Raw genomic sequence first — 22755 nt, forward strand, 5'->3', positions numbered from 1 at the left:
CTCCTAGGCCATGATCTGTTCAAGTTGTTCGATGCACGGCCCCATCGGCGCCTCTTCCTTGGTGCCCTGGCACAGGAAGGCTTCAATGGGCGCGTGCAGTTGCACGGCGCGGTCGGTGATCGGGTCGGCGCCGGGCACGTAGGCGCCCAGCGGGATCAGGTCGCGCACGCGCGCATGGCGCGCCATCGACGCTTTCAGCGCGCGCGCCGCCTGCATGTGGGTGGGCGTGATCACCTGCGCCATGCAGCGGCTGATCGAGGCGGCGATGTCGATGGCGGGGTAGTGGCCCCGTTCGGCCAGTTCGCGCGTGAGCACGATATGGCCGTCGAGAATCGCGCGCGCCGTGTCGACCACGGGGTCCTGCTGGTCGTCGCCTTCGGCCAGCACCGTGTAGATGGCGCTCATGCTGCCTTCCGGATGGGCGCCGTTGCCGGCGCTTTCCACCAGTTGCGGCAGGTTCGAAAACACGGACGGCGGGTAGCCGCGCGTGGCCGGCGGCTCGCCCAGGGCCAGCGCCACTTCGCGCAAGGCCATCGCATAGCGCGTCAGCGAGTCGACCAGCAGCAGCACGTGCTTGCCCTGGTCGCGGTAATGCGCGGCGATCGAATGGCACAGTTCGGTGGCCATGATGCGCATCAAGGGCGATTCGTCGGCCGGCGCGATCACCAGCACGGCCTTTTTTAAGCCTTCGGCGCCGAGCGACTTTTCGACGAATTCGCGCACTTCGCGGCCCCGCTCGCCGATCAGGCCGACGACGACGACATCGGCCACCGTCTGGCGCGTGATCAGGCCCAGCAGCACACTCTTGCCGACGCCGGAACCGGCCATCAGGCCCACGCGCTGGCCCTTGCCCAAGGTCAACATGCTGTTGATGGCCCGCACGCCCACGTCCAGCGGTTCGACCACCGGTTGTTTCTTCAGGGGATTGATTTTTGGCGGCGTGACTTCCAGGATGTGTTCGCCGCCAAGGCGGCCCAGGTCGTCGATCGGCTCGCCCAGGCCATTCACCATGCGGCCCAGCCACGACGGGCCGATCTGCAGGCTGGCCTTGTCGGGCAGGGGCAGAACCCTGGCGCCGGTGGTCAGGCCCGTGGCCTTCTTGAACGGCATCAGGTAGGACAGTTTTTCGCGGAAGCCGACGACTTGCGCATCGAGCCACTCGCCGCTGACAGTTTCAATTTGACAACGCTGGCCCGTGTGCAGGCGGCAGCCGGCGCTTTCCAGCAGCAGGCCGGAGGCGCCGACCAGGCGGCCGGTGGGTGTCGCGACCGGGATATCGCCGATCTCGAAACTGCGCAGCGTGTCGGCGATCATGCAGGCGCGCCCTGGTCCGCGTGCTCGGCGGCCAGCGCCAGGTGGCTGCTGACTTGTTCCATGCAGGCCGACAGGCGCTGATGGCAGCCCGCGTCGACTTCATTGTCGCCCGCCTTGATGCGGCATTCGCCCGCGTCCAGGCGCGCGTCGGCGATCAGGTTCCAGCGCTTGGCGCGCTTCGGATCGAGTTCGCTGATGCGTTTCAATTCTTCCGGATTGAGGAAGACGTCGATTTCCTCGCGCGTGGGCGGCATCGAGGCCAGGGTCTCGTCGACCAGGGCCAGCAATTGCACCGGCTGCAGCGCCAGTTCCGCGCGGATCACCTGGCGCGCCACCTTGGCCACCAGGTCGACCACTTCCTTGCGCTGCGCTTCGCGGTAGTCGGCGCGCACTTTTTTCAGGTCGCGCAGGATGGCGTCGACGGGGCGCGCCAGGCGGTCCAGCGCCACCAGGGTTTCATTGCGGCCTTCTTCGCGGCCCTGCGCCATGCCGTCGCTGCGTCCGGAGTCGTAGCCGTCCTGCTGGCCTTGCACCAGACCCACTTCGTAGCCGTCGCGCTGGCCCTGCTCGAAGCCTTCCGAGACGGACGCCTGCCACTGGCCGTCCGTGTCCTCGTTGGAGGCACGCTGGCCGGCGGCGATGAATTGCGACAGGGGCGGGAAACGATACGAGCGGAAGTGTTTCATTCGATCACCGCTTCGGCAAACAGTTGCACTTCGATCTCGCCCGCATCGGCGAGACCCTTGACGGTGGCCATGATTTCCTGGCGCGTTTGTTCGATACGGCTCAAAGGCACCGGGCCGGAACGGCGCATCATGTCTTCGAAGCTCTGCGCCTGGCGGCGCGGCATGGTTTTCAGCACGGCGTCGCGGATCGACGGTTCCGCGCCCTTGAGCGCGATGGCCCACTGTTCCATCGGCACGTCTTCCAGGATGCGCGTGAGCGTGACATCGCTCTGCGTGGCCAGGATCAGGAAGTCGTACATGCTCAGTTCGATTTCCGACACCACTTCCGGGTCGTGCGCGCGCAGCAGCTCGACCAGCGCGGCGCGGTTGCCCGGCATGCGGTTGAGAATCTCGGCCGCCTGGCGGATGCCTTCCACGCTGGTGCTTTGCGTGTCGAGCGTGCCCAGGCAGCGGCCCACCAGTTCGTCGAGCTCGACCAGCAGGTCGCGGTCGATCTCGTCCAGGCGCGCCAGGTTCAGCAAGACCAGGTCGCGGCCTTCGACGGGCAGGGCGTCGAGGATCTGGCCGGCCAGCGCGGGCGGCAGGAAGGCCAGGAACACGGCCTGCATCTGCACGTGCTCGTTGACGATGTACTCGGCCAGCCATTTGGGCGAAGCCCACTGCAGGCGCGCCATTTTGGGGCGGATCGCATCGCCGTAAATGTTGTTCAGCACGCTATTTGCGATATCGCTGCCCAGCGCCATGTCCAACGAACGCTTCAGGTAGCTGCGCGAGGCGCCGTGCACGCCGCTTTGCTGGCGGTAGTCGTCGAAGAAGGTCTGCATCGCCGTTTTCACGGATTCGACCTTGATGCCGCTCATGCGCGACATCACTTGCGTGACTTCCAGCAATTCTTCGCGCGACAGGCAGCGCAGCACGTTGGCCGCCTGTTCTTCGCCTATGCTCAGCAGCACGATGGCCGCCTGTTCCACGGGGTTCAGGCTGGCGCTTTCGTATTCGGCGCCGTCGGAGGGATTATTGTTGTTGAGTTCGGCCATTTTTCTGCATCCATTGTTTGACGACTTCGGCGACACGCTCGGGTTCTTTTTCAGCCAGCACTTTCAGGTGGTCGACCATCACGTCGACCGCCGAGCCAGGTGGCGGCAAGTCATAGTTTTCCAGCAGCGGCACGACCGGCATGCTGCCGCCGGCGGCTTCGCCTTCGAGCGCCAGCGGTGTGCCATTCACGCCCAGGGCTGGCGCGCCGGCAACGGCCGCGCCATTCGCGCCGGCGGCGGCGCTGCCGCCCAGCGCCAGGGCCGGGTCGAGCTGTTTCAGTGCCGGCGGCGCCAGGCGCGTGGTCAGCAGGCGCAGCAGCGGACGCAGGATCAGGAAGTAGCCGAGGATGGCGCCCAGCGCGTACAGCAGCCAGCTGCTGAAATCGACGACGGTATCGCGCTCTTCCCACCACTGCGCCACGGGCGGCTTGGCGGGGAAGGCCAGCGCCGTCAGGCTCAGGCTGTCGCCGCGCTGGGCGTTGATGCCCAGGCCGCTGTTGAGCATTTTTTCAATATTGCCCAGTTCGGCCGGGGTCCAGCCCGTTTTCGGGTTCGGTGCGGCGGCGCTGTTGAGGACCACGGCGACGCTGAGTTTTTCCAGGCGGCCACGGCTGCGCTTGATCTGCGTGATGCTGCGGTCGTACGCGTACTGGCGCGTGGTGGCGTTCTTGCGGGCCGTGCCGTCGTCGGACGGTTTCGGCGCGCCATCGGCAGGCGCGGCGCCGGCGGCGTCGGCCGGTGCCGGCACGGCGGCCGCCGGCGGACGGTTCGACAGGCTGCCGGGAATGCCGGCCACGGTGCGGTTGCGTTCCTGCTCTTCGCGCATCGCTTCGCTCGTCACTTTCGGGGCTTCGCCGTATTTTTCCAGCGTTTCGTCCACGCGGTCGTTGTTCACGGCGGCCGTCACGCTGAGCTTGAAGTTGTCTTCGCCGATGACGGGGCCGAGCAAGCCCGTGACGTTGCGGCGGATTTCATCCTGGAAACGTTTCGCGCCTTCATTGCCGGCGGCCGAGGCGTCGAAGCCGTCCGTCAGGTCGACGTGCGCGGACAGCAGGTTGCCGCCCTGGTCGACCAGGCTCACGCGCGTGGGCGCCAGGCTGGCGACGCTGCCGGCCACCATGTTGATGACGGCGGCGATCTGTTCCGGCGCCAGGGTGCGGCCCGGCTTCAGCGCCACGACGATCGAGGCGGACGATTTGTCGCCGTCGCTGGCGACGAACGACGTCGATTTTGCAATCGACAGGTGGACGCGCGCCGAAGCGATCGCGTCCATCGTCATGATGCTTTGCGCCAGTTCGCCTTCCAGGCCGCGGCGGAAGCGCACGTCCTGCACGAATTGCGAGACGCCCAGCGGGTCATTCTTGTCCATCAGCTCCAGGCCGGCCGGCAGTTGCGCCGTCACGCCCTTCGAGGCGAGCAGCATGCGCACCTTGCCCAGCATGGCGTCGGGCACCAGCACCTGGCCGCTGTCCGGATGCAGGCGGTAGGGGATGTGTTCGGCGTCCAAGGTGGCCATCATGTCCGTCACGGCCACTTTTTCGCGCGCGCCAAACACCGGCTTGTAGTTGGCCTGGTCGCGCCAGGCATACATGGTCACCATGGCGGTGATGCCGATGGCCAGCACGACGATGGGAACCAGGTTTTTCAGCAGGGCGGGCGGGATGGCGGGCTGGGCACCAAGGCGCCAGCGCGCAAATGCGGACTTCATGGGGGTAATCACTTGGGGTAACTTTCGCTGGGAGGCTGGGCGTGGATCAGGACGTGAAGATTACAGAGGCAGTTTGATGAGTTCGTCGACGGCGCCCATGACCTTGTTGCGCACTTGCATCAACATGGAGAAGGACAGGCTCGCTTCCTGGCTGGCCAGCATGGCGCCGACCATGTCGTCGCTCTTGCCGCTGTCGACGTCGCTCATTTTCTGCGCCGCCATGCGGTCGTCGCCGTTGACCTTGCCGATGGCGTCTTTCATGCTTTGCGCAAAGGAGAAGCCGGATTGTTCCGGCGCGCCGAACTGGGCGGCGGGCGCGATGCTGGCGCCCAGGGCGCGCGCGTCATTGCTCAGTGCTGCCAGATCGGCCTTGATCAGACCTGCGAGTTCGTTGCTCATCGTGCCCTCTACTTTCAATATGCGGTGACGTATCAATCAGAAATTACTGGTGTTGCCATTCCGGCAGGCATGACATCCCACGCCATCTTGCCCGGCCCGCTTAACAGGGCCCATCAGTTTTATCAGTTGCCACACCATCCGCTCAAGCAGATTCAAACAAACCCGGCAGACCTGCGCCGACGTGATTTACATGGCCATGACAACTAATAATTATCTGATAAAAGTTTCTTCTGGTGGCAATAAGCGGGACTGGAAACTGCCATAAAAACCGGAATCAGGTAAGCGGAATGGCGCACTGCAAATCTATATTTTGTCGCTATAAGCTTACCTCGCGGCAACTATAAAGTAAAGAGAGGATTGCCTCAAGGAATATTGATACATGGCAATATTTAGCTTTTTCATGTATTGTTCAGCACCGTAGTCATCCAGCATGCGATACGATGCGCAATCGTTTGCTTGCAGACCAGTACGCCAGGTCAAGATGATGCTGTATTTAATTTCGGGCGATCCGTATAATTTGTTCTGCCACCGCAATACCGACATGACCACTACATGACAATCCTTACCAAGACAGATCAAACTGTGCGCCATCAAGTCCTCGATTCCTGTCTGCTTGGACGTCCTGTCCATTTGCTGCATGTATTCGGCGCCCAGCTGCGCGACGACCTGGCCGTGGCCCTGCGCCAGCCGATGAGTCGCCGCTACTGGGGGAATTTCCAGATCGATGCCGTGACCTTGTCGCGCGTGGAAAACGAGGACAGCGTGAACCGCTGGCTGAGCTTTTCCACGCCGGCCAGCCAGACGGGCTTTGCCCTCGAACGGCAGATACTCTTGAGCGTGCTGAACTATCGCTACGGCAGTGCCGGCGCCAAGGGCGCGCTGCCCGATCCGGCGCAGGTGCGCGTGACGGCCACGGAGGAGCGCCTCGCTGTGGTGCTTGGACAACAGTTGGTGAACAGTTTGTTCTCCCGCGTCCACAAGAACCTGCAAACCCTGGGCAAGAGCAGCGACATCGACACCAGTGCCGAGGTCGCCGCGCAGTCGGGCGTGCATCCGGCGCGCGGCAGCTGGATCGTCACGGTGGCCCTTAGCGACGTCGAGGCGGGGCAGAGCGGCCAGTTCTGGTTCTCGCTGGACAAGCGCCTGATGGCCGATGTGCTGCGCGGCTTGCTGCCCGAGCGCGCGCAGGCGAAGAAAGCCTTGCGCGGCAGCGTGCGTCCGCTCGCGTCGCGCCTGCAAGTGACCCTGGAAGGCCGTCTCGTCAGCAAGCAGGTGCAGCTGGGCGCCTTGTTCGACTTGCGCGTGGGCGACGTGATTCCCGTTAGCCTCAGCCGTACCGACGTCATGCTCGACGACTCCCGTCTCTTTACAGCTGCTGTTTCCGAACACAAGGGCAAGCTCTGTTTAACCTCCTTTGAAGATGTCGAATAATATGAATATGACCGATACCAACCAGAGCGAAACCCTGCTGGAAGACCTGGGCGATGACATGATCATCGACCAGGGCGACGTGTCCGACGTGGCCAGCGGCCGCGCGCGGCGCGACATTCCGCAGATGATGCGCAAGATTCCCGTCACCCTGACCCTGGAAGTGGGCTCGGCCCGCATTTCGCTGGAAGAATTGATGGCCATCGGCCCGGAAAGCGTGATCGAACTCGACATGCTGGCCGGCGAACCGCTGGTGATCAAGGTCAACGGCACGCCGATCGGCCGCGCCGAAGTGGTGGTGGCCGGCGAGAACTATGGCCTGAAAGTCATCGACCTCGACGGCCTCAATCTCGACCTGATGACAGCATGAAGCTGGCGGTACCCGGTTTGAGCCGGCGCCGCGGCGCGCTGGCTGCCGCGCTGGCTGTTCCCGTTCTGATGCTGTGCTGCAACGCCGCTGGCGCGCAGGACCTGCTGTCCGGCGTGGTGCCGGGCGCGAAGACCGACCTGTCGGTGAAGATGCAGATCCTCGTCGTCATGACCCTGCTCGGGCTGCTGCCCGTGATGGTCATGATGATGACCAGCTTTACCCGCTTCGTCATCGTGCTGTCCCTGCTGCGCCAGGCGCTGGGCCTGCAGCAGGGCTTGCCCAACCGCATCGTCACGGGCATCGCCCTGATCCTCACCCTGCTGGTCATGCGCCCCATCGGCGACCAGGTGTGGAAGGAAGCGTTCGTGCCTTACGACCGCGACCAGATCGGCATGCAGGAAGCGCTGAAGATCGCCGAAGTGCCGATTTCGCGCTTCATGCTGGCGCAGACGAGCAAGGCCGCGCTGGCGCAGATCGCGCACCTGGCCGGCGAACCGTCGAGCATGCGCCCGCAAGACCACAGTTTCACGGTCAAGCTGGCTGCATTTGTGTTGTCCGAACTCAAGACGGCGTTTCAGATCGGCTGCATGCTGTTCATACCGTTCCTCATCATCGATCTGGTGGTGGCGTCCGTGCTGATGGCGATGGGCATGATGATGCTCTCGCCGCTGGTGATTTCGCTGCCGTTCAAGCTGCTGCTGTTCGTGCTCGTCGACGGCTGGACCCTGACCGTCAACACTTTAGTTACCAGCATACAGGGCTATTGACCGATGTTTACCCCTGAAGTCGCCGTCGACCTGATCATCGAAGCGCTGCACGTCGTGATGCTGCTGGTGGTGATCCTGGTCGTGCCCGGTTTGCTCATGGGCCTGCTGGTCGCGCTGGTGCAGGCGGCCACCTCGATCAATGAACAGACCATGAGTTTCCTGCCGCGCCTGCTGGTCACCCTGCTGGCCCTGATCCTGGCCGGCCGCTGGATGGCCGGTTACCTGATGGATTATTGCGTGTCCATTTTTCAGCGCGCCGCCACCCTGGTCGGATAGCGCCGCGCGCCATGGATCAGATTTTCAATCAGGTGCTGCCGTTTCTGCTGGCCGTGTGGTGGCCGTTCTGCCGCATCCTGGCCATGCTCAGCGCCTCGCCCGTGATCGGCGACGCCATGGTGCCCGTCCCCGTGCGGGTGCTGCTGTCGCTGGTGCTGGCGATCCTGATGCTGCCCGTGATGCAGGCGTCGGGTATCTCGCAGGACTTGCTGAAGATCGATCCGTTTTCCCTGCACGCCGCCGTCGCCACCCTGGAGCAGGCCATCATCGGCTTCGTCCTCGGCCTGGCCTTCCACTTCGCCATGTCCGTCATGTCGGTGCTCGGTTATCTGGTGTCGAGCCAGGTGGGCTTTTCCATGGCCGTCATGAACGACCCGCTCAATGGCACCTCGTCGGATGTGATCACGGGGATGCTCACCATCATGTGCATGATCGTGTTTTTCGCCATCGACGGCCACCTCGTGCTGACGGGCGTGATCGGCGCCAGTTTCACGGCCTGGCCCGTGGGGCAGGGCTACGGGCCGTTGCTGCTGCAGACGGTGGCGTATAACGTGGCGTGGATTTTCGCCGCCGCCATGCTGCTGGCCTTGCCCATTGTCTTTTCCACCATGGTGGTGCAGCTGGGCTTTGGCTTCCTGAACCGCGTGGCGCCGTCGCTGAACCTGTTTTCGCTGGGTTTTTCCATGATCACCGTGTTCGGCCTGCTGATGCTGGGGCAGATCGTGCGCTTTATCCCCGAGCACTACATCGCCATGACGAATCGCGTGCTGGAAATGATCGCCGAACAGATGCGGGTGGCCCATGGATAGCGCACGTGCCAACAAGCTACTGCGCAGTCCACTTCCGGGCATCCGTTGCTCGCTGTACCTCCGTACAGCTGCGCTACTCAACCCGGCATTGAACTTGCTCGCTACGCTTGTAGGGCACGTGCGGAAAGGTGTGACGCATGGCGGATAGCAGCACGGGCGACAAGACAGAAAAGGCGTCACAGCAAAAGCTGAAGAAATCGCGCCAGGAAGGGCAGGTGGTGCGTTCGCGCGACCTGTCGACGGCGCTGGGCATCCTGATCAGCATGAAGGTCTTCATTTACCTGCTGCCGAGCTATCTGCTGAGCTTTCGCGAGCTGTTCGCCATGGCTTTCATGCCGCTCGACAGCAAGGGCGCGCTGGAAAATGCCATGTCGATGGCGTTTACGACGTCGGTGGGCTTGCTGATCAAGATGATCGTGCCGCTGTTTTGCGTACCCCTGTTCGTCGTGCTCGGCTCCTTGATCCCTGGCGGCTGGGTCATCAGCACGAAGAACTGGATGCCGAAGATGGAGCGCCTGAGCCCGGCCAAGAACCTGGGTCGTCTGTTTGCGCCCAAGCATGCTTTTGAATTCGGCCTGTCCATCGCCAAGGCCGCCGTGCTGGGCATGGTGCTCGTGCATGTGAGCCGCTCCAGCCTGACGCAATACGTGGATTTGCAACACCGGCCCCTGCAGCAAGCCATGCTCGATGGTTCGGCGCTGATGCTCGACGGCTTGATGGCGCTCATTTCCGTCTTTGTCCTGTTTGCCATCATCGACGTGCCGGCGCAGGCGTTTTTCTTTGCCCGCAACCAGCGCATGAGCAAGCAGGATGTCAAGGAAGAACACAAGAGCAGCGAAGGGCGTCCCGAAGTGCGCCAGCGCATCCGCCAGCTGCAGCAGCAGATCGGCCGGCGCAGCGTGCGCAAGACCGTGCCCGACGCCGACGTGGTGATCGTCAATCCCGAGCATTACGCCGTCGCATTGAAGTATGACCAGGACCGCGCCGAGGCGCCGTTTGTCGTTGCCAAGGGCGTCGACGAGATGGCGCTGTATATCCGGCAAGTGGCGAAGGAACACGATATTGAAACGCTGGAGTTGCCGCCGCTGGCGCGCGCCATCTACAACACCAGCCAGGTGCAGCAGCAGATTCCCGTGCAGCTGTACCAGGCCGTGTCGCAGGTGCTCAACTACATCCTGCAGCTGAAAGCATTCCGTTCTGGGCAGCGCGCTGCCCAGCCCCCATTTCCCACCGAGGTGGTCGTGCCATCTCATTTGAGCGAGGTAGTACCTTCATGAATTTCCTGAACCGGTTGGTTGCCGAAATGCGCCGCCACAAGTTCGCCACGCCGCTGTTCCTGCTGGTGATCCTGGCAATGATCATCCTGCCGCTGCCGCCGGTGCTGCTCGATATCTTGTTCACTTTCAATATCGTGCTGGCACTGATCGTCATCCTCGTCAGCGTGTCGGCCAAGCGGCCGCTCGATTTCTCCGTCTTCCCGACGGTGATTCTGGCCACCACGATGCTCAGGCTGACCCTGAACGTGGCGTCCACGCGCGTGGTGCTGCTGCACGGCCACACGGGCGCGGATGCGGCCGGTAAGGTGATCGAGGCGTTTGGTAACGTCGTCATCGGCGGCAACTTCGTCGTCGGTATCGTGGTCTTCGTGATCTTGATGATTATCAACTTCGCCGTCGTCACCAAGGGCGCCGAGCGCATCTCGGAAGTGTCCGCGCGCTTTACCCTCGATGCCTTGCCGGGCAAGCAGATGGCCATCGATGCCGACCTGAACGCCGGCCTGATCAACCAGGAAAAAGCCCAGATCCGCCGCAAGGACGTGGCCGCCGAAGCGGATTTCTATGGCGCCATGGACGGCGCGTCGAAGTTCGTGCGCGGCGATGCCGTTGCCAGTATCCTGATCCTGATCATCAACATGGTGGGCGGCGTGGCCATCGGCTCGCTGATGCACGACCTGTCGTTCGGCGACGCTTTCCGCCAGTACGCACTGCTGACCATCGGCGATGGCCTGGTGGCGCAGATTCCGGCGCTGCTGTTGTCGGCCGCGGCCGCCATCCTGGTCACCCGCATCAGCGATTCGGGCGACTTCGAACAGCAAGTGGCAGGCCAGGTGCTGACGTCGCCGACGGTGATCTTCAGCGCGGCCGGCATGATGGTGGCGCTGGCCCTGATTCCGGGCATGCCATGGTTCATGTTCATGACCTTCGCGGCCGTGCTGGCCTTCGTGGCCTGGCGCTTGACCAAGCGCGTGAAGGGTCCGGACGCGGCCGGCATGGCGGCCATCGAGGCGGCCTTGCGCGAGGAGCGCCCGGCCGAGCTGGAATGGCAGCAATTGCCTGCCGTGCAGCCATTGATGGTAATGCTCGGCTATAAGCTGGTCGGCATGGTTGATAAAACGCAAGGCGAACCTTTAACCAAGCGCGTCAAGGGCGTGCGCCAGAGCCTGTCCGAAGCGATGGGCTTGCTGTTGCCGAATATCGGTGTGCGCGACGACCTGGCCTTGAAGCCGTCGCAATACGCGATCGTGCTGTCGGGCACCGTGGTGGCGCAGGCGGAAGTGCAGGCCGACCGCCTGATGGCGATCCCGTCGCCGAACGTGTATGGCCAGCTGGACGGCATTCCCGGCATCGAGCCGGCCTACGGCATGCCCGTCACGTGGATCGAGCCAGGCGAGAAGGCGCATGCGCTGGGTCTCGGCTACCAGGTCATCGAGGCGCCCAGCGTGATCGCCACGCACTTGTCGAAAATGGTGCGCGAATACTTGCCGGAACTGTTCCGCCACGAAGACGTCTCGAACATGATGGAACGCCTGACGGCCCTGTCGCCCAAGCTCGCCGGCGCGCTGGACAAGGCGCTCACGCACACGCAGCTGCTGCGCGTGTTCCGCGTCTTGCTGGCGGAAAATGTGTCACTGAAGGATATCGTGCCCATCGCCACCACCTTGCTCGACAGTTCGGAAACGACCAAGGACCCGATCCTGCTGGCGGCCGAAGTGCGCTGTGCGCTGCGGCGCCAGATCGTCAGCGGCCTGTTCGGCCAGAAGATGGAAATGCAGGCGTTTAACCTGGGCGGCGAGCTGGAAAACATGCTGCTCGGCTCCCTGAACCAGGCGCGCCAGGCGGGCAAGGTCACGCTGGATAATTACCCGATCGATCCGCACCTGCTGTCGCAGCTGCAGGTGAACATGCCGGTGGCGCGCGAGCAGATGAAGCAGCAGGCCACGCCGCCGCTGTTGCTGGTGCTGCCGCAGATCCGTCCGCTGCTGGCCCGCTATGCGCGCCTCTTCGCGCCGGGCCTGCATGTGCTGTCGTACAACGAAATCCCGGAAAACCGCGAAGTGAGCATCATCGGCACGGTGGGGTAAACGGTGGAATAAACAAAAAAACGGCGCTTCGGGCGCCGTTTTTTTATGTTGTATCAATCTTGTTGTATCAATCTTGCTGCATCAATCCTGTTCATCGATGGGCGGCAGCAGGTCGTGCTCCTGGCCGTCGGCCAGCAGCAGCACGGTGCGGCCTTGCGCCGTTTCTTCTTCGTCGCCATAGTCGTAACCGAGCGGCGCCGCCACTTCCTTCGAGACGATGATGGTTTCCTCTTCGGCCGCGTCCGCGGGGGCTGCGGGCGCATCGGGATCGGCCGCCGCTTCCGCTTCCGGCTGCGTCAGCAGCAGCGCCACTTCGGCCATGGCGCGGAACAGGGCCAGCGACAGCGAGGCGGCGCCCGCCTGCATCGGGTAATTGCCGTGCACGCGCTGCGCGTGCAGCTGGCGGTTCAGGCGGCAGCGCACCACGCGCAGGCCGGCGCGCCGCACGGCGTCGGCGATCCCGGGCAGGGCCAGGCGCAAATGGCGCAATGCGGCTTCCTCGTCGGCAGCCAGCTCCAGCAGCACGCCGTCGCCGGACGGCTCCATCTGGATCACGACCCGGCCGATGCCGATGATGATCAGTTCGACGCGCAGCGCCACCTTGCCGCGCCGCCGGGGCGTTGCATCGTCTTCCTCGTCGCTGGCCAGCACGCGCAGCAGCAGGCGCTGGCCGCCCCAGCCATACACGGCGAAGCGCCACGCTTCGCTGTCGACCGTCAGCGGGGGGCGGGCGCCTTCGCGCAGCAGGGCCGGTTGCTGCTCGGCCATGAACAGGTTGCCCGGCACGTGCTGGCCGCGCGCCTGTTCCTGCAGGGCCGCATATTGCTCGCCATATGTCTTGACCATCACGCGCCACGAGGCGGCCAGCTGCGCCGCGTCGGGCGGCTGCCAGACCAGCTGGCGCGTGAAGAACAGTTGATTGACTTGCATGGCGCTGCTGTCGCGCGGCATGGCGCCGCCCGTGCCATCGGCATTCGGCTTGATGAGGGACGCCAGGCTGTCCTGTCCCTTCTGTTGCAGCTGGGCGGGCAGGGTGCCGGCGTCGGGCGCGGGCGCCATGTAGGGGCCGATGGGCACCAGCGGCTGGACTACGCCCGGCACCATCGGCGTGGCGGGGCTGACGTCGAAGCGCTGGGTAATCAGGGGAACCGGGTTGCCCGATGAAATGCGGTCTATCGCCATGCCACTGTGTCCAGATGAAAGTCTATAAGAGCCGGTGAATCAGGCGGTATCAGCCATCATGGCTGCAACAGGGACAGTATCATTTTCTGCATGCTCTGGCTTTGCTTGAGCATCGCCGTGCTGGCCTGCAGCAACATTTGTGCCGACACCATGTTGGCGCTTTCCGCCGCGTAATCGACATCCATGATGCGGCCGATGGCGGCCTTGGTATTGGTGACCATGTTGGCCAGGTTGTTGTGCACGTGGTCGAGGCGGTTGGCCGCCGCGCCCAGGGCCGAGCGCACGCCGCCGACCTGGTCGAGCGCCGCCGCCAGCTGGTCGATCATGTTGTTGGCGCTGCCATTCGTGCCGATTTCGCTGCCGGCCGTGCCGCTGGCGGCAAAGTTGGCCGAAATGGCTTTCAGCAAGGTATCCAGGCTGCCCATCTTGCCTGACACGTCGAACTGCATGGTTTCGCTGCTGCTGGCGCCGATCTGGAAGGTCATCGCCTCCGACAAGGTGCCCTTGCCGGCACTGCCGTTGCCCAGCAACAGGCCGCCGCCGTAGGAGGTGTTGGTCATGACGTTGTACAACTCGAGCCCCAGCGCATCGTATTCGGACTGCATGGCGTCGCGGTCGGTCTGGTTGGACGAAGCGTCGGCCGCCTGCGTGGCCAGGTCTTTCATGCGCACCAGCATGTCGGTGACTTCGCCAAACGCGCCTTCGGCCGTCTGCAGCATCGAGGTGCTGTTCTGCGTGTTGCGCATGGCCACCGTCATGCCGCTGACCTGGGCACTGAGGCGCGTGGCGATCTGCAAGCCGGCGGCGTCGTCCATGGCCGAGTTGATGCGAAAGCCGGTGGACAGGCGCTGCATCGACGTCGCCAGCCGGCTTTGCGCACTGGCTGCGGCGCTTTGGGCGTACATTGCGGCGATATTGGTGTGAATGCTCAGCACAAGGCGGCTCCGGTGGGCGGTGAGGGTGAATCGGGTCTACCTTGTATAGGCGACTGCGCCGCCCGCATTGTTAAATCGAAAGGCAATATAGTCAAATAAATACGTTTCGCGCATAAAAAAAGCCAGACCGCAGTCTGGCTTCGTTTGCTGGCCACAAGCGGCCAGGCAAAGATTATTGCAGCAAGGACATGACCATCGAGGACATGCTGTTGCTTTGTTTCAGCATCGCGGTGCCGGCTTGCAGCAGCATTTGCGACGAGGTCATGTTCGAGCTTTCGGTGGCGAAGTCAACGTCCATGATGCGGCCGGTAGCGGCCTTGGTGTTGGTGGCGATGTTCGACAGGTTGCTGTTGACGTGGTCGAGGCGGTTGGCGGCGGCGCCCAGGGAGGAGCGGATCGTGCCGACGTTGTCGATGGCATTTTTCAGCAGGTCGATCGTGGCGTTTGCCGTGCCGGTCAGTTCCGTGCCGACGCCGGCGCTGGTTGCCTTGAAGTTGTTGGCGGACAGGCCTTTCAGCGCGCCGTCCAGCGTGACCATGCCTGCTTGCACGGTGAAGTCCATGGTTTCCGACTTGGCGGCGCCGATCTGGAAGGTCATCTTGGCTTCCGACAGGGTGCCCTTGCCGGTCGTGCCGTCGCCCAGCAGATTCTGGCCGCCGAACGTGGTATTGGTCATCACGTTGTACAGTTCCAGGCCCAGCGCGTCGTATTCGGCTTGCATGGCGGTTTTGTCGGCCGTGTTCGACGAAGCATCGGCAGCTTGCGTGGCCAGATCTTTCATGCGCACCAGCATGTTGGTGACTTCACCGAACGCGCCTTCAGCCGTTTGCAGCATCGAGGTGCTGTTTTGCGTGTTGCTCATGGCGACCGTCATGCCGCTGGTCTGTGCTTTCAGGCGGGTGGCGATCTGCAGGCCGGCAGCGTCATCCATTGCCGAGTTGATGCGGTAGCCGGTCGACAGGCGGGTCATCGAGGTCGACAGTTGCGATTGGGTCTTGGCGATCGAGTTCTGTGCGGACAGCGATGCGTTGTTGGTGTGAAGGCTCAGCATTGTATTGCTCCTGGTAAGTGAATTCGTCGAGCGGCAGGTCATTTCTTGCCCTCACCCCTACAAGGCGACAGGGGAACGCCTTTCATTAAATTCCACACGGAAATTTTTTATCTGGCGCGCCGCCATGCAAAAAAGCCCCGGCAATCGCTTGCCGGGGCTTTCATGCGGCGCCAGGCGCCGGTGATTATTGCAGCAGGGACATGACCATCGAGGACATGCTATTGCTTTGTTTCAGCATCGCGGTGCCGGCTTGCAGCAGCATCTGCGACGAGGTCATGTTCGAGCTTTCGGTGGCGAAGTCGACGTCCATGATGCGGCCGGTAGCGGCCTTGGTGTTGGTCGAGATGTTCGACAGGTTGCTGTTGACGTGGTCGAGGCGGTTGGCGGCGGCGCCCAGGGCCGAACGTACCACGCCGATGCTGTCGATGGCCGAAACCAGGCTGCCGATGGCGGCGTTGGCGCTGGCGGTCAGTTCGGTGCCTGTTGCCGCTGCGTTATGATTGACGCTGGCGCTGGTCAGGCTGGTGGCGACGCTGGCCATTGCGGTATCCAGCTTGATGGTCATGGTTTCCGATGATGCCGCGCCGATCTGGAAGGTCATGCCGGCGGCAGCAGCAATAGTGCCGCCCGTCAACAACGTTTGTCCGCCGAATGTCGTGTTTTTCATCACGTTACCCAGTTCCAGGCCCAGTGCGTCGTATTCGGCTTGCATGGCGGTCTTGTCGGCCAAGTTCGACGAAGCATCGGCAGCTTGCGTGGCCAGGTCTTTCATGCGCACCAGCATGTTGGTGACTTCACCGAACGCGCCTTCAGCCGTTTGCAGCATCGAGGTGCTGTTTTGCGTGTTGCTCATGGCGACCGTCATGCCGCTGGTCTGTGCTTTCAGGCGGGTGGCGATCTGCAGGCCGGCAGCGTCGTCCATTGCCGAGTTGATGCGGTAGCCGGTCGACAGGCGGGTCATCGAGGTCGACAGTTGCGATTGCGTTTTGGCGATCGAGTTCTGTGCGGACAGCGATGCGTTGTTGGTGTGAAGGCTCAGCATTGTATTGCTCCTGGTAAGTGAATTCGTCGAGCGGCAGGTCATTTCTTGCCCTCACCCCTACAAGGCGACAGGGGGGCGCCTTTCATTAAATTCCACACGGAAATTTTTATCTGGCGCGCCGCCATGAAAAAAAGCCCCGGCAATCGCTTGCCGGGGCTTTCATGCAGCGCGAGGCGCCGGTGATTATTGCAGCAGGGACATGACCATCGAGGACATGCTGTTGCTTTGTTTCAGCATCGCGGTGCCGGCTTGCAGCAGCATCTGCGACGAGGTCATGTTCGAGCTTTCGGTGGCGAAGTCGACGTCCATGATGCGGCCGGTAGCGGCCTTGGTGTTGGTCGAGATGTTCGACAGGTTGCTGTTGACGTGGTCGAGGCGGTTGGCGGCGGCGCCCAGGGCCGAACGTACCACGCCGATGCTGTCGATGGCCGAAACCAGGCTGCCGATGGCCGTGTTGGCCAGGGTTTTCAGTTCGGTGCCGCCGGCGGTGCCGGCGAAGTTGGCGGTGGCCGAACCCAGTGCGGTGGCGACGCTGCCCATCGAGGTGGTCAGATTGATGGTCATCGTTTCCGACTTCGCGGCGCCGATCTGGAACGTCATGGCGCTGGCGATGGTGCCGCCGGTCAGCAGGGCTTGGCCGCCGAACGTGGTGTTGTTCATCACGTTGGACAACTCCAGACCCAGTGCGTCGTACTCGGCTTGCATGGCGTCCTTGTCGGCCGTGTTCGACGAAGCATCGGCAGCTTGCGTGGCCAGGTCTTTCATGCGCACCAGCATGTTGGTGACTTCACCGAACGCGCCTTCAGCCGTTTGCAGCATCGAGGTGCTGTTTTGCGTGTTGCTCATGGCGACGGTCATGCCGCTGGTCTGTGCTTTCAGGCGGGTGGCGATCTGCAGGCCGGCAGCGTCGTCCATTGCCGAGTTGATGCGGTAGCCGGTGGACAGGCGGGTCATCGAGGTCGACAGTTGCGATTGGGTCTTGGCGATCGAGTTTTGTGCGGACAGCGATGCGTTATTGGTGTGAAGGCTCAGCATTGTATTGCTCCTGTAGGATATATTCAGCGAGACGCGCTATTTTTCTGCTCTCACAAGCACAAGGCGGCTATTTCTGCTTATGTATTAAATGCTACATGGAAATATTTTTTATCTGGCCGCCAGCCTGCGATGATTTTTTATTGCCATGGAAATTATGTCTAAAAATATACTTTTAACTATTTTTCACGGCATCCCGCGCGCGCAATTGCTCTTCCGCAATTAACAGCCCCTGGTCGCGGCTTTTGATACGCTTCGCCGGTGTGCCCGCATAGATTCCCCACGCCGGCAGGGACATGGTGACCAGGCTGAGCGCACCCACGGCGACGCCTTCGCCAAGCTGCGCGCCGGGCAGCACCACGCTGCCCGAGCCGATGATGACGTGCCTGCCCAGGTGGACGGCGCCGCTCTTGCAGTTTGTAAATTCCGCCGGCACGGTGGGGTTGGTCATGCTGGCTCCGCTGTAATCATCGGTCTTGCTGTACAGGCGCACGCCTTGCGACAAGCCGGCGTAGTCTTCCAGCGTGATGCCGGCGCCGCCGGAGAGAAAGCAGCCGCCGCCAATGTGAACGTAGCTGCCGATGCGGATATGGCCACCTGCCGCCACCAGCGTGCTGTAGCCATCGATGCGCACGTTGTTGCCGATGGCGATATTGTCGATGCCGATGATGACGCAGTTCCTGGCGATGCGCACGTTGTGGCCGAGGCTGCGAAACCCCGCGCCGTGCAAGTCTTCTTCGGTGTAATAGCCGGGATTGAAAAGTTCAGACATGGTCATCCTTGTGCGGGTGTGCGGCGCCGGCGCCGGCTTCCAGGTGGCGGCGCTTGCTTTCCGCCAGTTCGGCTATGACGCGCAGCGCCTCGCCGTCGTCGGCCGTCATGTTTTGCAGGAAATGCGCGTTATTCTCGCGTATCCAGCTCAGCGGCAGTTCCCACCAGGCCAGCGCCAGCAGGGCTGCGCGCACTTCCTCGCTGAAGCGGAAGCGCAGCAGCCGCGCGGGCGTCCCTGCGTAAATGCCGTAGGGTTCGCTGCGGAAATTGGGCGGCACCAGCGTGCGCGCGCCGATGACGCAGCCATTCTCGATGACCGCGCCGCCCAATATCATCGCTTCGTCGCCGATCCACACATCGTTCTTGATGACCGTATCGGCATATTGGGGAATCGGGCTGTTTTCCAGGCCCATGCCGCCCAATGCCAGAAGATACGTGGAAATGGTGCGCATGTCGTGCTGGCCGTTGAGGATGAAGCGCAGATTCGCGCCGCCGGAAACGTAGCGCCCGATTTGCAGGTGCTGTGCGGTCGAATCGTATTTGGCTTGCGAACCGATGCCGATGCCGGAACAGCGGCCGATGGTAAATTGCCCGAAGTCCGGCTCATTGCCCAGCCAGTTACGGAAAAAGCCATGCGGTATCAGGGTCTGTCCGCCACTTTTATAGGACAGCACGGTAAATTGTGCCGCCCAGCGATGGTCGTCGATGGTGCCGAAAAAGTCGGTGTCTGTGGAAATATTCATGGCGTCAGGCCGGCCTGTGCATGCCGCTCGACAATGGCGCAGATGGCATCGACCTGATCGAGGCCCAGGCCGGGATAGATGGGCAGGCAGATGATTTGCCGCGATGCCTGCAGCGCGTTCGGCAGATTGCTGTGGGCGGCGGTCGGCATGCTGCGGTACATGGGGAAGTCGCTGATGAGCGGATAGAAATAGCGGCGCGCGTAGATATTCTCGTCCCGCAGCAGCTGGAACAGTGCGTCGCGGCTGGTGCCGTAGGCGTCCTTGACGAGAATGGGGAAGTAGGAATGGTTGGCCGATTCTTCCTCTCCTGCTGGCAGGCAGTCGATGCCGGCGACGGCCGCCAGCCGTTCCCGGTAGCGGCCATCGATGGCGCGCCGCTGCAGGCGAGCCGCGTCGATGCCCTTCAATTGCAGGAGGCCGAATGCGGCGTTGATTTCGCTCATCTTGCCGTTGATGCCGGGCGCCACCACCGTCACTTCGTCGACGAAGCCGAAATTTTTCAAATGGTCGATGCGTTGCTTGGTCTTGGCGTCGGGGCAGACGATCGCGCCCCCTTCAAAGGTATTGAAAATCTTGGTGGCGTGAAAACTCAGCACGGACAGGTCGCCGCAATTGAGCACGCTGCTGCCCTTGTGCCGCACGCCGAACGCATGCGCCGCGTCGTAGATGACTTTCAAGCCATAGTTGTCGGCGATCTTTTCGATGCGTTCCACGTCGCAGGGACGGCCATAGCAGTGCACCGGCATGATGGCGGTGGTGTGCGGCGTGATGGCTGCCTCGATCCTGGCGGGATCCATATTCAGGCTCAGCGGGTCGATATCGACAAAAATGGGCTTGATGCCATTCCACAGCAGCGAGTGGGCGGTGGCGACGAAGGAATAGGGCGTGGTGATGACTTCGCCGGTGATGCGCAGCGCCTGCAGGGCCGTGATCAGCGCCAGCGTACCATTGGTAAACAGGCAGATGTGCTTGACCCCCAGATACTCGCACAGCGCCTGTTCCAGTTGCTGGTGGAACGGGCCGCCGTTGGTGAGGATTTTGTTTTCCCAGATATCTTCCAGATACGGCAGGAAGTCTTGCAAATCCGGCATGAGCGGCTGCGTGACGTAAATCGGCTTCTTGTCGCTCATGACTGCACCGCCTGCTTGCTGGCGTCGTCGGGCGCAATGGCGAACGATGCGGGCGGCAAGCCGCCGCACCAGCGCTGCCACATGGTGCGGAAAGCCTGTTCCATATTGTGGGCGATGGCGCGGGAGTCGGCCAGCGCCGACTCTTGCATGCGGTTGCGCAAGTCTGCGCGCAGGACGGCCAGTTGCATGATGTTGTTAGACAAGAATATTCCTTTCCGGACGAAATCGTCGTCGTCGGTCGCGATGAAGGCGTCGAGACCCACATGCTGCAAGATGCAGGCGCCGGCATGGCTCGGTACGCTTGTACCCTTGAGCGTCAGCGTGGGCACGCCCATCCACAGCGCGTGCAGCGTGGTGGTGCCGCCCGTGTACGGGAAGGTGTCGAGGCAAAGGTCGATTTGCTGGTGCAGGGCCAGATAGCCGCCCAGGTGGGTGCGGCCGTGGAAGGTCAGGCGGTCGGCGGCGATGCCTTCCTGCGCGAACCAGGCTTGCAAGGTGGCGATGTCGCTGTCCTTTTGCATGGCAGCCAGATGCATTTTCGCTTCGGGCAGGGCCCGCAGCAGCTTTGCCCAGCGGGCGATGACGCCTGGATTGAGCTTGCTGAGCCGATTGAAGCTGCCGAAGGTCAGGTAGCCGTTGCCCAGCGCTGGCGCGCGGACCAGCTCCGGGGAGTCCGACGATGGCAGGAAGGGCACGCTGGCGGGCAGCAGCACGACTTTTTCCGTGAAGTACTTTTCATTGACGTCGAATTGCGGATCCGTCAGGTAGTAATCCATGGTTTTCAGGCCCGTTGTGCCGGGATAGGCGATCCAGCTGACCTGAATCGGCGCCAGTTTGCGGCCAAAGGCCGTCAGGCGGTTGAAGGCTGTATGGCTGGACAGGTCGACCAGGATGTCGATGCCGTCTTCGCGGATTTTTTCCTGCAAGTTGCTGTCGCTCACCTCGATGATGTTTTGCCAATGCGGGAAATAGCCGCGCAGGCGCTGCGTGACGGCGTCTTCCAGCGTATTGTTGTAATAGGCATACAGGCTCAGGCCGGGGCTGGCGCTCAGGTGCGCGATCACGGGCACGACGAAATTGGACACCACGTGCGAATTGAAGTCGCCCGAGACAAAGCCGACCCTGATGCGCCGCGCGGCATCGTTGTCGTTGTGGAAACCGTGGCCTTCCGCTGTCCCGGCCGTGGACGGGCGGTCGAAGGCTTCGCCGAAGCGGCAATGTTCCTCAAACAGGCTTTGGGCGTCGATATCGATGCTATGGCTGAGGCAAAACAGCAGGCCGCTGTGGCTTTCCGGAATATGCGGGGCCACCGTCCGCGCGCGATAGCCGCTGGCGATGGCTTCCTCCAGGTGGCCTTCGGCATGGAGTAGCGAGCACAGGTTGATTTCCGCCGCTGCGTAGTCGGGCTTGATTTCCAGGGCGCGCTGGAACGCGGCCAGCGCTTCCTTGCTTTTGCCCATGGTGCGCATGACATTACCTAAATGAAAATGCAATTCTTCATCATCTGGTTCGGATTCCATGGCCGTGTTGAGGCACGTCAATACATCCTGATACTGTTTCAGCGCCAGGTAGGCGGCGACCAGATTGTTCCGTGCCGCCCGGTAATCGGGTTTGATCTGCAGCGCGCGCTGGAAGCTGCGCACGGCGTCCTGCACATTTTTGTTTTCGTGCAGCGCCTGGCCGAGCCGGTTGTGCGCTTCGGCGTCGTCGGGCAATGCAAGGGTGGCGGCGCGGAAGCTGTCGGCGGCGGCGCCAAACTGTTTCTGGCGCAGCAGCGCATTGCCCAGGTTAAATGCCGCCAGCGCGTAGTCCGGCTTCAAGGCAAGGGCGCGGCGGTAGCTCGCCACGGCCTCGTCCAGCCGGTTTTCCGCCTGGAGCAGGTTGCCCAGGTTGCAGTGCGCCTCGGCGAACGCCGGCTCGATTTCCAGCGCCCGCAGGTAGCAGTCGCGCGCTGCATCGAGTTTTCCGGCCGTTTGCCAGGCATTGCCCAGGTGGCCATGCGCCTGCGCATCGTGCGGCGTCAGTTCCACCGTCCGCTGCAGCGTGGCGAGTGCATCCTTGCCTTGCAGTTGCAGGGCCGTGCCCAGCACGCTCCAGCCGAATGGCGAGTCGGGATAGGTTGCCAGCAATTGCCGGCAGGCCGCTTCCATCTGCGCATGCTGGCCTGCCTGGTACAGCTGTACGATGTGGTCCATTTCCGGCTGCGACGGAGACAGGGCCGCCAGCGCGACGGCTTCCTGCGCCTGCCGGCGCAGCGCTTGCGAAGCATCATTGTCCAGTCCGCGGGCGATGGCGGTGTCGACGATGTCGAGCGCTTCGTCGGGTTGTCCCGCCTGCAGCAATCCCTGCGCATAGGACAGCCAGAACTGGCCTTCGTCCGGGGCGACGGACAGCGCCTTGCGCAAATACGGCAGGCCGGCCACATGCTGGCCTACTTGTCCGGCCAGCAAGCCCAGATTGTGGTTGGCGATGGCATGGTAGGGATGGGCCTGCAGGATCGACAGGTAAATCTCTTCCGCCTCGGCAAAACGCCCTGCCTGGTGTTCAGCGATGGCTTGCTGTAATTCGGTGTCGGGGGAGACTGCGGGAGGGAGGGTCGGGTGCATGGGCTGAGGCTGGCAGAAATGTTTAGCAACGGGAATTGTAACTGGTGACAGTGCCCGTGAGAAACTTTCCGAGGGGAATTTGTTGACGCACGCCGCGCGAATGCGCAC

21 protein-coding genes are annotated in these 22755 nt (G+C 62.7%); 7 read left to right on the plus strand and 14 right to left on the minus strand.

Going from position 1 to position 22755, the window contains the following annotated elements:
• Window positions 1-3: 3 nt before the first annotated feature.
• The 5 genes from fliI to BZG29_RS12755 are packed head-to-tail and all read right to left on the minus strand — an operon-like array spanning window position 4 to window position 5144.
• Entirely contained in the window at window positions 4-1314 is a 1311-nt protein-coding gene (gene fliI / locus BZG29_RS12735; RefSeq protein ID WP_077403166.1) for a flagellar protein export ATPase FliI, read from the minus strand.
• Window positions 1311-2000 (minus strand): flagellar assembly protein FliH, encoded by a 690-nt coding sequence (gene fliH / locus BZG29_RS12740; RefSeq protein ID WP_077403169.1) that lies wholly within the window; start codon window positions 1998-2000, stop codon window positions 1311-1313. Before fliH ends, fliI begins: the two co-directional genes overlap by 4 nt.
• A complete protein-coding gene (locus tag BZG29_RS12745) occupies window positions 1997-3037 on the minus strand; it encodes a flagellar motor switch protein FliG (protein WP_077403172.1) in 1041 nt (346 codons plus the stop codon). Before BZG29_RS12745 ends, fliH begins: the two co-directional genes overlap by 4 nt.
• Window positions 3015-4745 carry a flagellar basal-body MS-ring/collar protein FliF gene (fliF, locus tag BZG29_RS12750; protein WP_077403175.1) on the minus strand — a complete coding sequence of 577 codons (1731 nt, stop codon included), beginning with the start codon at window positions 4743-4745 and terminating at the stop codon, window positions 3015-3017. Before fliF ends, BZG29_RS12745 begins: the two co-directional genes overlap by 23 nt.
• 60 nt (window positions 4746-4805) lie before the next feature.
• Window positions 4806-5144, minus strand: coding sequence for a flagellar hook-basal body complex protein FliE (locus BZG29_RS12755; RefSeq protein WP_034787870.1), 339 nt, complete (start codon window positions 5142-5144; stop codon window positions 4806-4808).
• A 630-nt stretch (window positions 5145-5774) separates the two neighbouring features.
• Here BZG29_RS12755 and BZG29_RS12765 point away from each other — a divergent pair.
• The 7 genes from BZG29_RS12765 (at window position 5775) to BZG29_RS12795 (ending at window position 12155) form a co-directional block, all read left to right on the plus strand.
• Entirely contained in the window at window positions 5775-6575 is an 801-nt protein-coding gene (locus BZG29_RS12765) for a FliM/FliN family flagellar motor switch protein (RefSeq protein ID WP_077403181.1), read from the plus strand.
• 1 nt (window position 6576) lies between these two features.
• Entirely contained in the window at window positions 6577-6942 is a 366-nt protein-coding gene (locus tag BZG29_RS12770; protein ID WP_077403184.1) for a FliM/FliN family flagellar motor switch protein, read from the plus strand.
• Window positions 6939-7709 carry a flagellar type III secretion system pore protein FliP gene (gene fliP, locus BZG29_RS12775; RefSeq protein ID WP_077403187.1) on the plus strand — a complete coding sequence of 257 codons (771 nt, stop codon included), beginning with the start codon at window positions 6939-6941 and terminating at the stop codon, window positions 7707-7709. Before BZG29_RS12770 ends, fliP begins: the two co-directional genes overlap by 4 nt.
• Before the next feature lie 3 nt (window positions 7710-7712).
• Window positions 7713-7985, plus strand: coding sequence for a flagellar biosynthetic protein FliQ (locus BZG29_RS12780; protein ID WP_034757874.1), 273 nt, complete (start codon window positions 7713-7715; stop codon window positions 7983-7985).
• Window positions 7986-7996: 11 nt separating this feature from the next.
• Window positions 7997-8794: a flagellar biosynthetic protein FliR gene (locus BZG29_RS12785; protein ID WP_077403190.1), complete on the plus strand. Its 798-nt coding sequence runs from the start codon at window positions 7997-7999 to the stop codon at window positions 8792-8794.
• Between the two features lie 137 nt (window positions 8795-8931).
• Window positions 8932-10071 carry a flagellar biosynthesis protein FlhB gene (locus BZG29_RS12790; RefSeq protein WP_077403194.1) on the plus strand — a complete coding sequence of 380 codons (1140 nt, stop codon included), beginning with the start codon at window positions 8932-8934 and terminating at the stop codon, window positions 10069-10071.
• Entirely contained in the window at window positions 10068-12155 is a 2088-nt protein-coding gene (locus BZG29_RS12795) for a flagellar biosynthesis protein FlhA (protein WP_077403197.1), read from the plus strand. The genes BZG29_RS12790 and BZG29_RS12795 overlap by 4 nt, the downstream gene beginning before the upstream one ends.
• A gap of 81 nt (window positions 12156-12236) precedes the next feature.
• On the opposite strand, the gene BZG29_RS12800 is transcribed toward BZG29_RS12795, so the two are convergent.
• From BZG29_RS12800 to BZG29_RS12840, 9 genes are all read right to left on the minus strand, one after another.
• Window positions 12237-13337 (minus strand): hypothetical protein, encoded by a 1101-nt coding sequence (locus tag BZG29_RS12800; protein ID WP_216350366.1) that lies wholly within the window; start codon window positions 13335-13337, stop codon window positions 12237-12239.
• Between the two features lie 56 nt (window positions 13338-13393).
• On the minus strand, window positions 13394-14272 hold the full coding sequence (locus BZG29_RS12805) for a flagellin (protein ID WP_077403200.1): 879 nt from the start codon (window positions 14270-14272) through the stop codon (window positions 13394-13396).
• A 172-nt stretch (window positions 14273-14444) separates the two neighbouring features.
• Window positions 14445-15323, minus strand: a complete 879-nt coding sequence (locus BZG29_RS12810) for a flagellin (protein ID WP_077403203.1) — start codon at window positions 15321-15323, stop codon at window positions 14445-14447.
• Between the two features lie 184 nt (window positions 15324-15507).
• Window positions 15508-16365 carry a flagellin gene (locus tag BZG29_RS12815; protein ID WP_077403206.1) on the minus strand — a complete coding sequence of 286 codons (858 nt, stop codon included), beginning with the start codon at window positions 16363-16365 and terminating at the stop codon, window positions 15508-15510.
• Between the two features lie 183 nt (window positions 16366-16548).
• The gene (locus tag BZG29_RS12820) at window positions 16549-17400 is read right to left on the minus strand and encodes a flagellin (protein ID WP_077403209.1); all 852 of its coding nucleotides are present in this window, start codon (window positions 17398-17400) and stop codon (window positions 16549-16551) included.
• Window positions 17401-17572: 172 nt separating this feature from the next.
• Complete coding sequence (locus BZG29_RS12825) at window positions 17573-18169, minus strand: acyltransferase (RefSeq protein WP_077409083.1); 597 nt, start codon at window positions 18167-18169, stop codon at window positions 17573-17575.
• Window positions 18162-18911: a CatB-related O-acetyltransferase gene (locus BZG29_RS12830; protein WP_077403212.1), complete on the minus strand. Its 750-nt coding sequence runs from the start codon at window positions 18909-18911 to the stop codon at window positions 18162-18164. Before BZG29_RS12830 ends, BZG29_RS12825 begins: the two co-directional genes overlap by 8 nt.
• Entirely contained in the window at window positions 18908-20041 is a 1134-nt protein-coding gene (locus tag BZG29_RS12835) for a DegT/DnrJ/EryC1/StrS family aminotransferase (RefSeq protein WP_077403215.1), read from the minus strand. The genes BZG29_RS12830 and BZG29_RS12835 overlap by 4 nt, the downstream gene beginning before the upstream one ends.
• Window positions 20038-22647, minus strand: a complete 2610-nt coding sequence (locus BZG29_RS12840; protein WP_077403218.1) for a tetratricopeptide repeat protein — start codon at window positions 22645-22647, stop codon at window positions 20038-20040. The genes BZG29_RS12835 and BZG29_RS12840 overlap by 4 nt, the downstream gene beginning before the upstream one ends.
• Window positions 22648-22755: the final 108 nt, after the last annotated feature.

It is taken from the genome of Janthinobacterium sp. LM6 (genome assembly GCF_002002885.1).
In the GTDB taxonomy this organism is placed as follows: Bacteria; Pseudomonadota; Gammaproteobacteria; order Burkholderiales; family Burkholderiaceae_D; genus Janthinobacterium; species Janthinobacterium kumbetense.

Coding starts and splice junctions, on each gene's coding strand:
- BZG29_RS12835 (WP_077403215.1), bottom strand. CDS start 20,041: ATGAGCGACAAGAAGCCGATTTACGTCACGCAGCCGCTCATGCCGGAT.
- fliH (WP_077403169.1), bottom strand. CDS start 2,000: ATGAAACACTTCCGCTCGTATCGTTTCCCGCCCCTGTCGCAATTCATC.
- fliI (WP_077403166.1), bottom strand. CDS start 1,314: ATGATCGCCGACACGCTGCGCAGTTTCGAGATCGGCGATATCCCGGTC.
- BZG29_RS12795 (WP_077403197.1), top strand. CDS start 10,068: ATGAATTTCCTGAACCGGTTGGTTGCCGAAATGCGCCGCCACAAGTTC.
- BZG29_RS12800 (WP_216350366.1), bottom strand. CDS start 13,337: ATGGCGATAGACCGCATTTCATCGGGCAACCCGGTTCCCCTGATTACC.
- BZG29_RS12755 (WP_034787870.1), bottom strand. CDS start 5,144: ATGAGCAACGAACTCGCAGGTCTGATCAAGGCCGATCTGGCAGCACTG.
- BZG29_RS12745 (WP_077403172.1), bottom strand. CDS start 3,037: ATGGCCGAACTCAACAACAATAATCCCTCCGACGGCGCCGAATACGAA.
- BZG29_RS12820 (WP_077403209.1), bottom strand. CDS start 17,400: ATGCTGAGCCTTCACACCAATAACGCATCGCTGTCCGCACAAAACTCG.
- BZG29_RS12790 (WP_077403194.1), top strand. CDS start 8,932: ATGGCGGATAGCAGCACGGGCGACAAGACAGAAAAGGCGTCACAGCAA.
- BZG29_RS12825 (WP_077409083.1), bottom strand. CDS start 18,169: ATGTCTGAACTTTTCAATCCCGGCTATTACACCGAAGAAGACTTGCAC.
- BZG29_RS12830 (WP_077403212.1), bottom strand. CDS start 18,911: ATGAATATTTCCACAGACACCGACTTTTTCGGCACCATCGACGACCAT.
- fliP (WP_077403187.1), top strand. CDS start 6,939: ATGAAGCTGGCGGTACCCGGTTTGAGCCGGCGCCGCGGCGCGCTGGCT.
- fliF (WP_077403175.1), bottom strand. CDS start 4,745: ATGAAGTCCGCATTTGCGCGCTGGCGCCTTGGTGCCCAGCCCGCCATC.
- BZG29_RS12770 (WP_077403184.1), top strand. CDS start 6,577: ATGAATATGACCGATACCAACCAGAGCGAAACCCTGCTGGAAGACCTG.
- BZG29_RS12785 (WP_077403190.1), top strand. CDS start 7,997: ATGGATCAGATTTTCAATCAGGTGCTGCCGTTTCTGCTGGCCGTGTGG.
- BZG29_RS12780 (WP_034757874.1), top strand. CDS start 7,713: ATGTTTACCCCTGAAGTCGCCGTCGACCTGATCATCGAAGCGCTGCAC.
- BZG29_RS12840 (WP_077403218.1), bottom strand. CDS start 22,647: ATGCACCCGACCCTCCCTCCCGCAGTCTCCCCCGACACCGAATTACAG.
- BZG29_RS12810 (WP_077403203.1), bottom strand. CDS start 15,323: ATGCTGAGCCTTCACACCAACAACGCATCGCTGTCCGCACAGAACTCG.
- BZG29_RS12815 (WP_077403206.1), bottom strand. CDS start 16,365: ATGCTGAGCCTTCACACCAACAACGCATCGCTGTCCGCACAGAACTCG.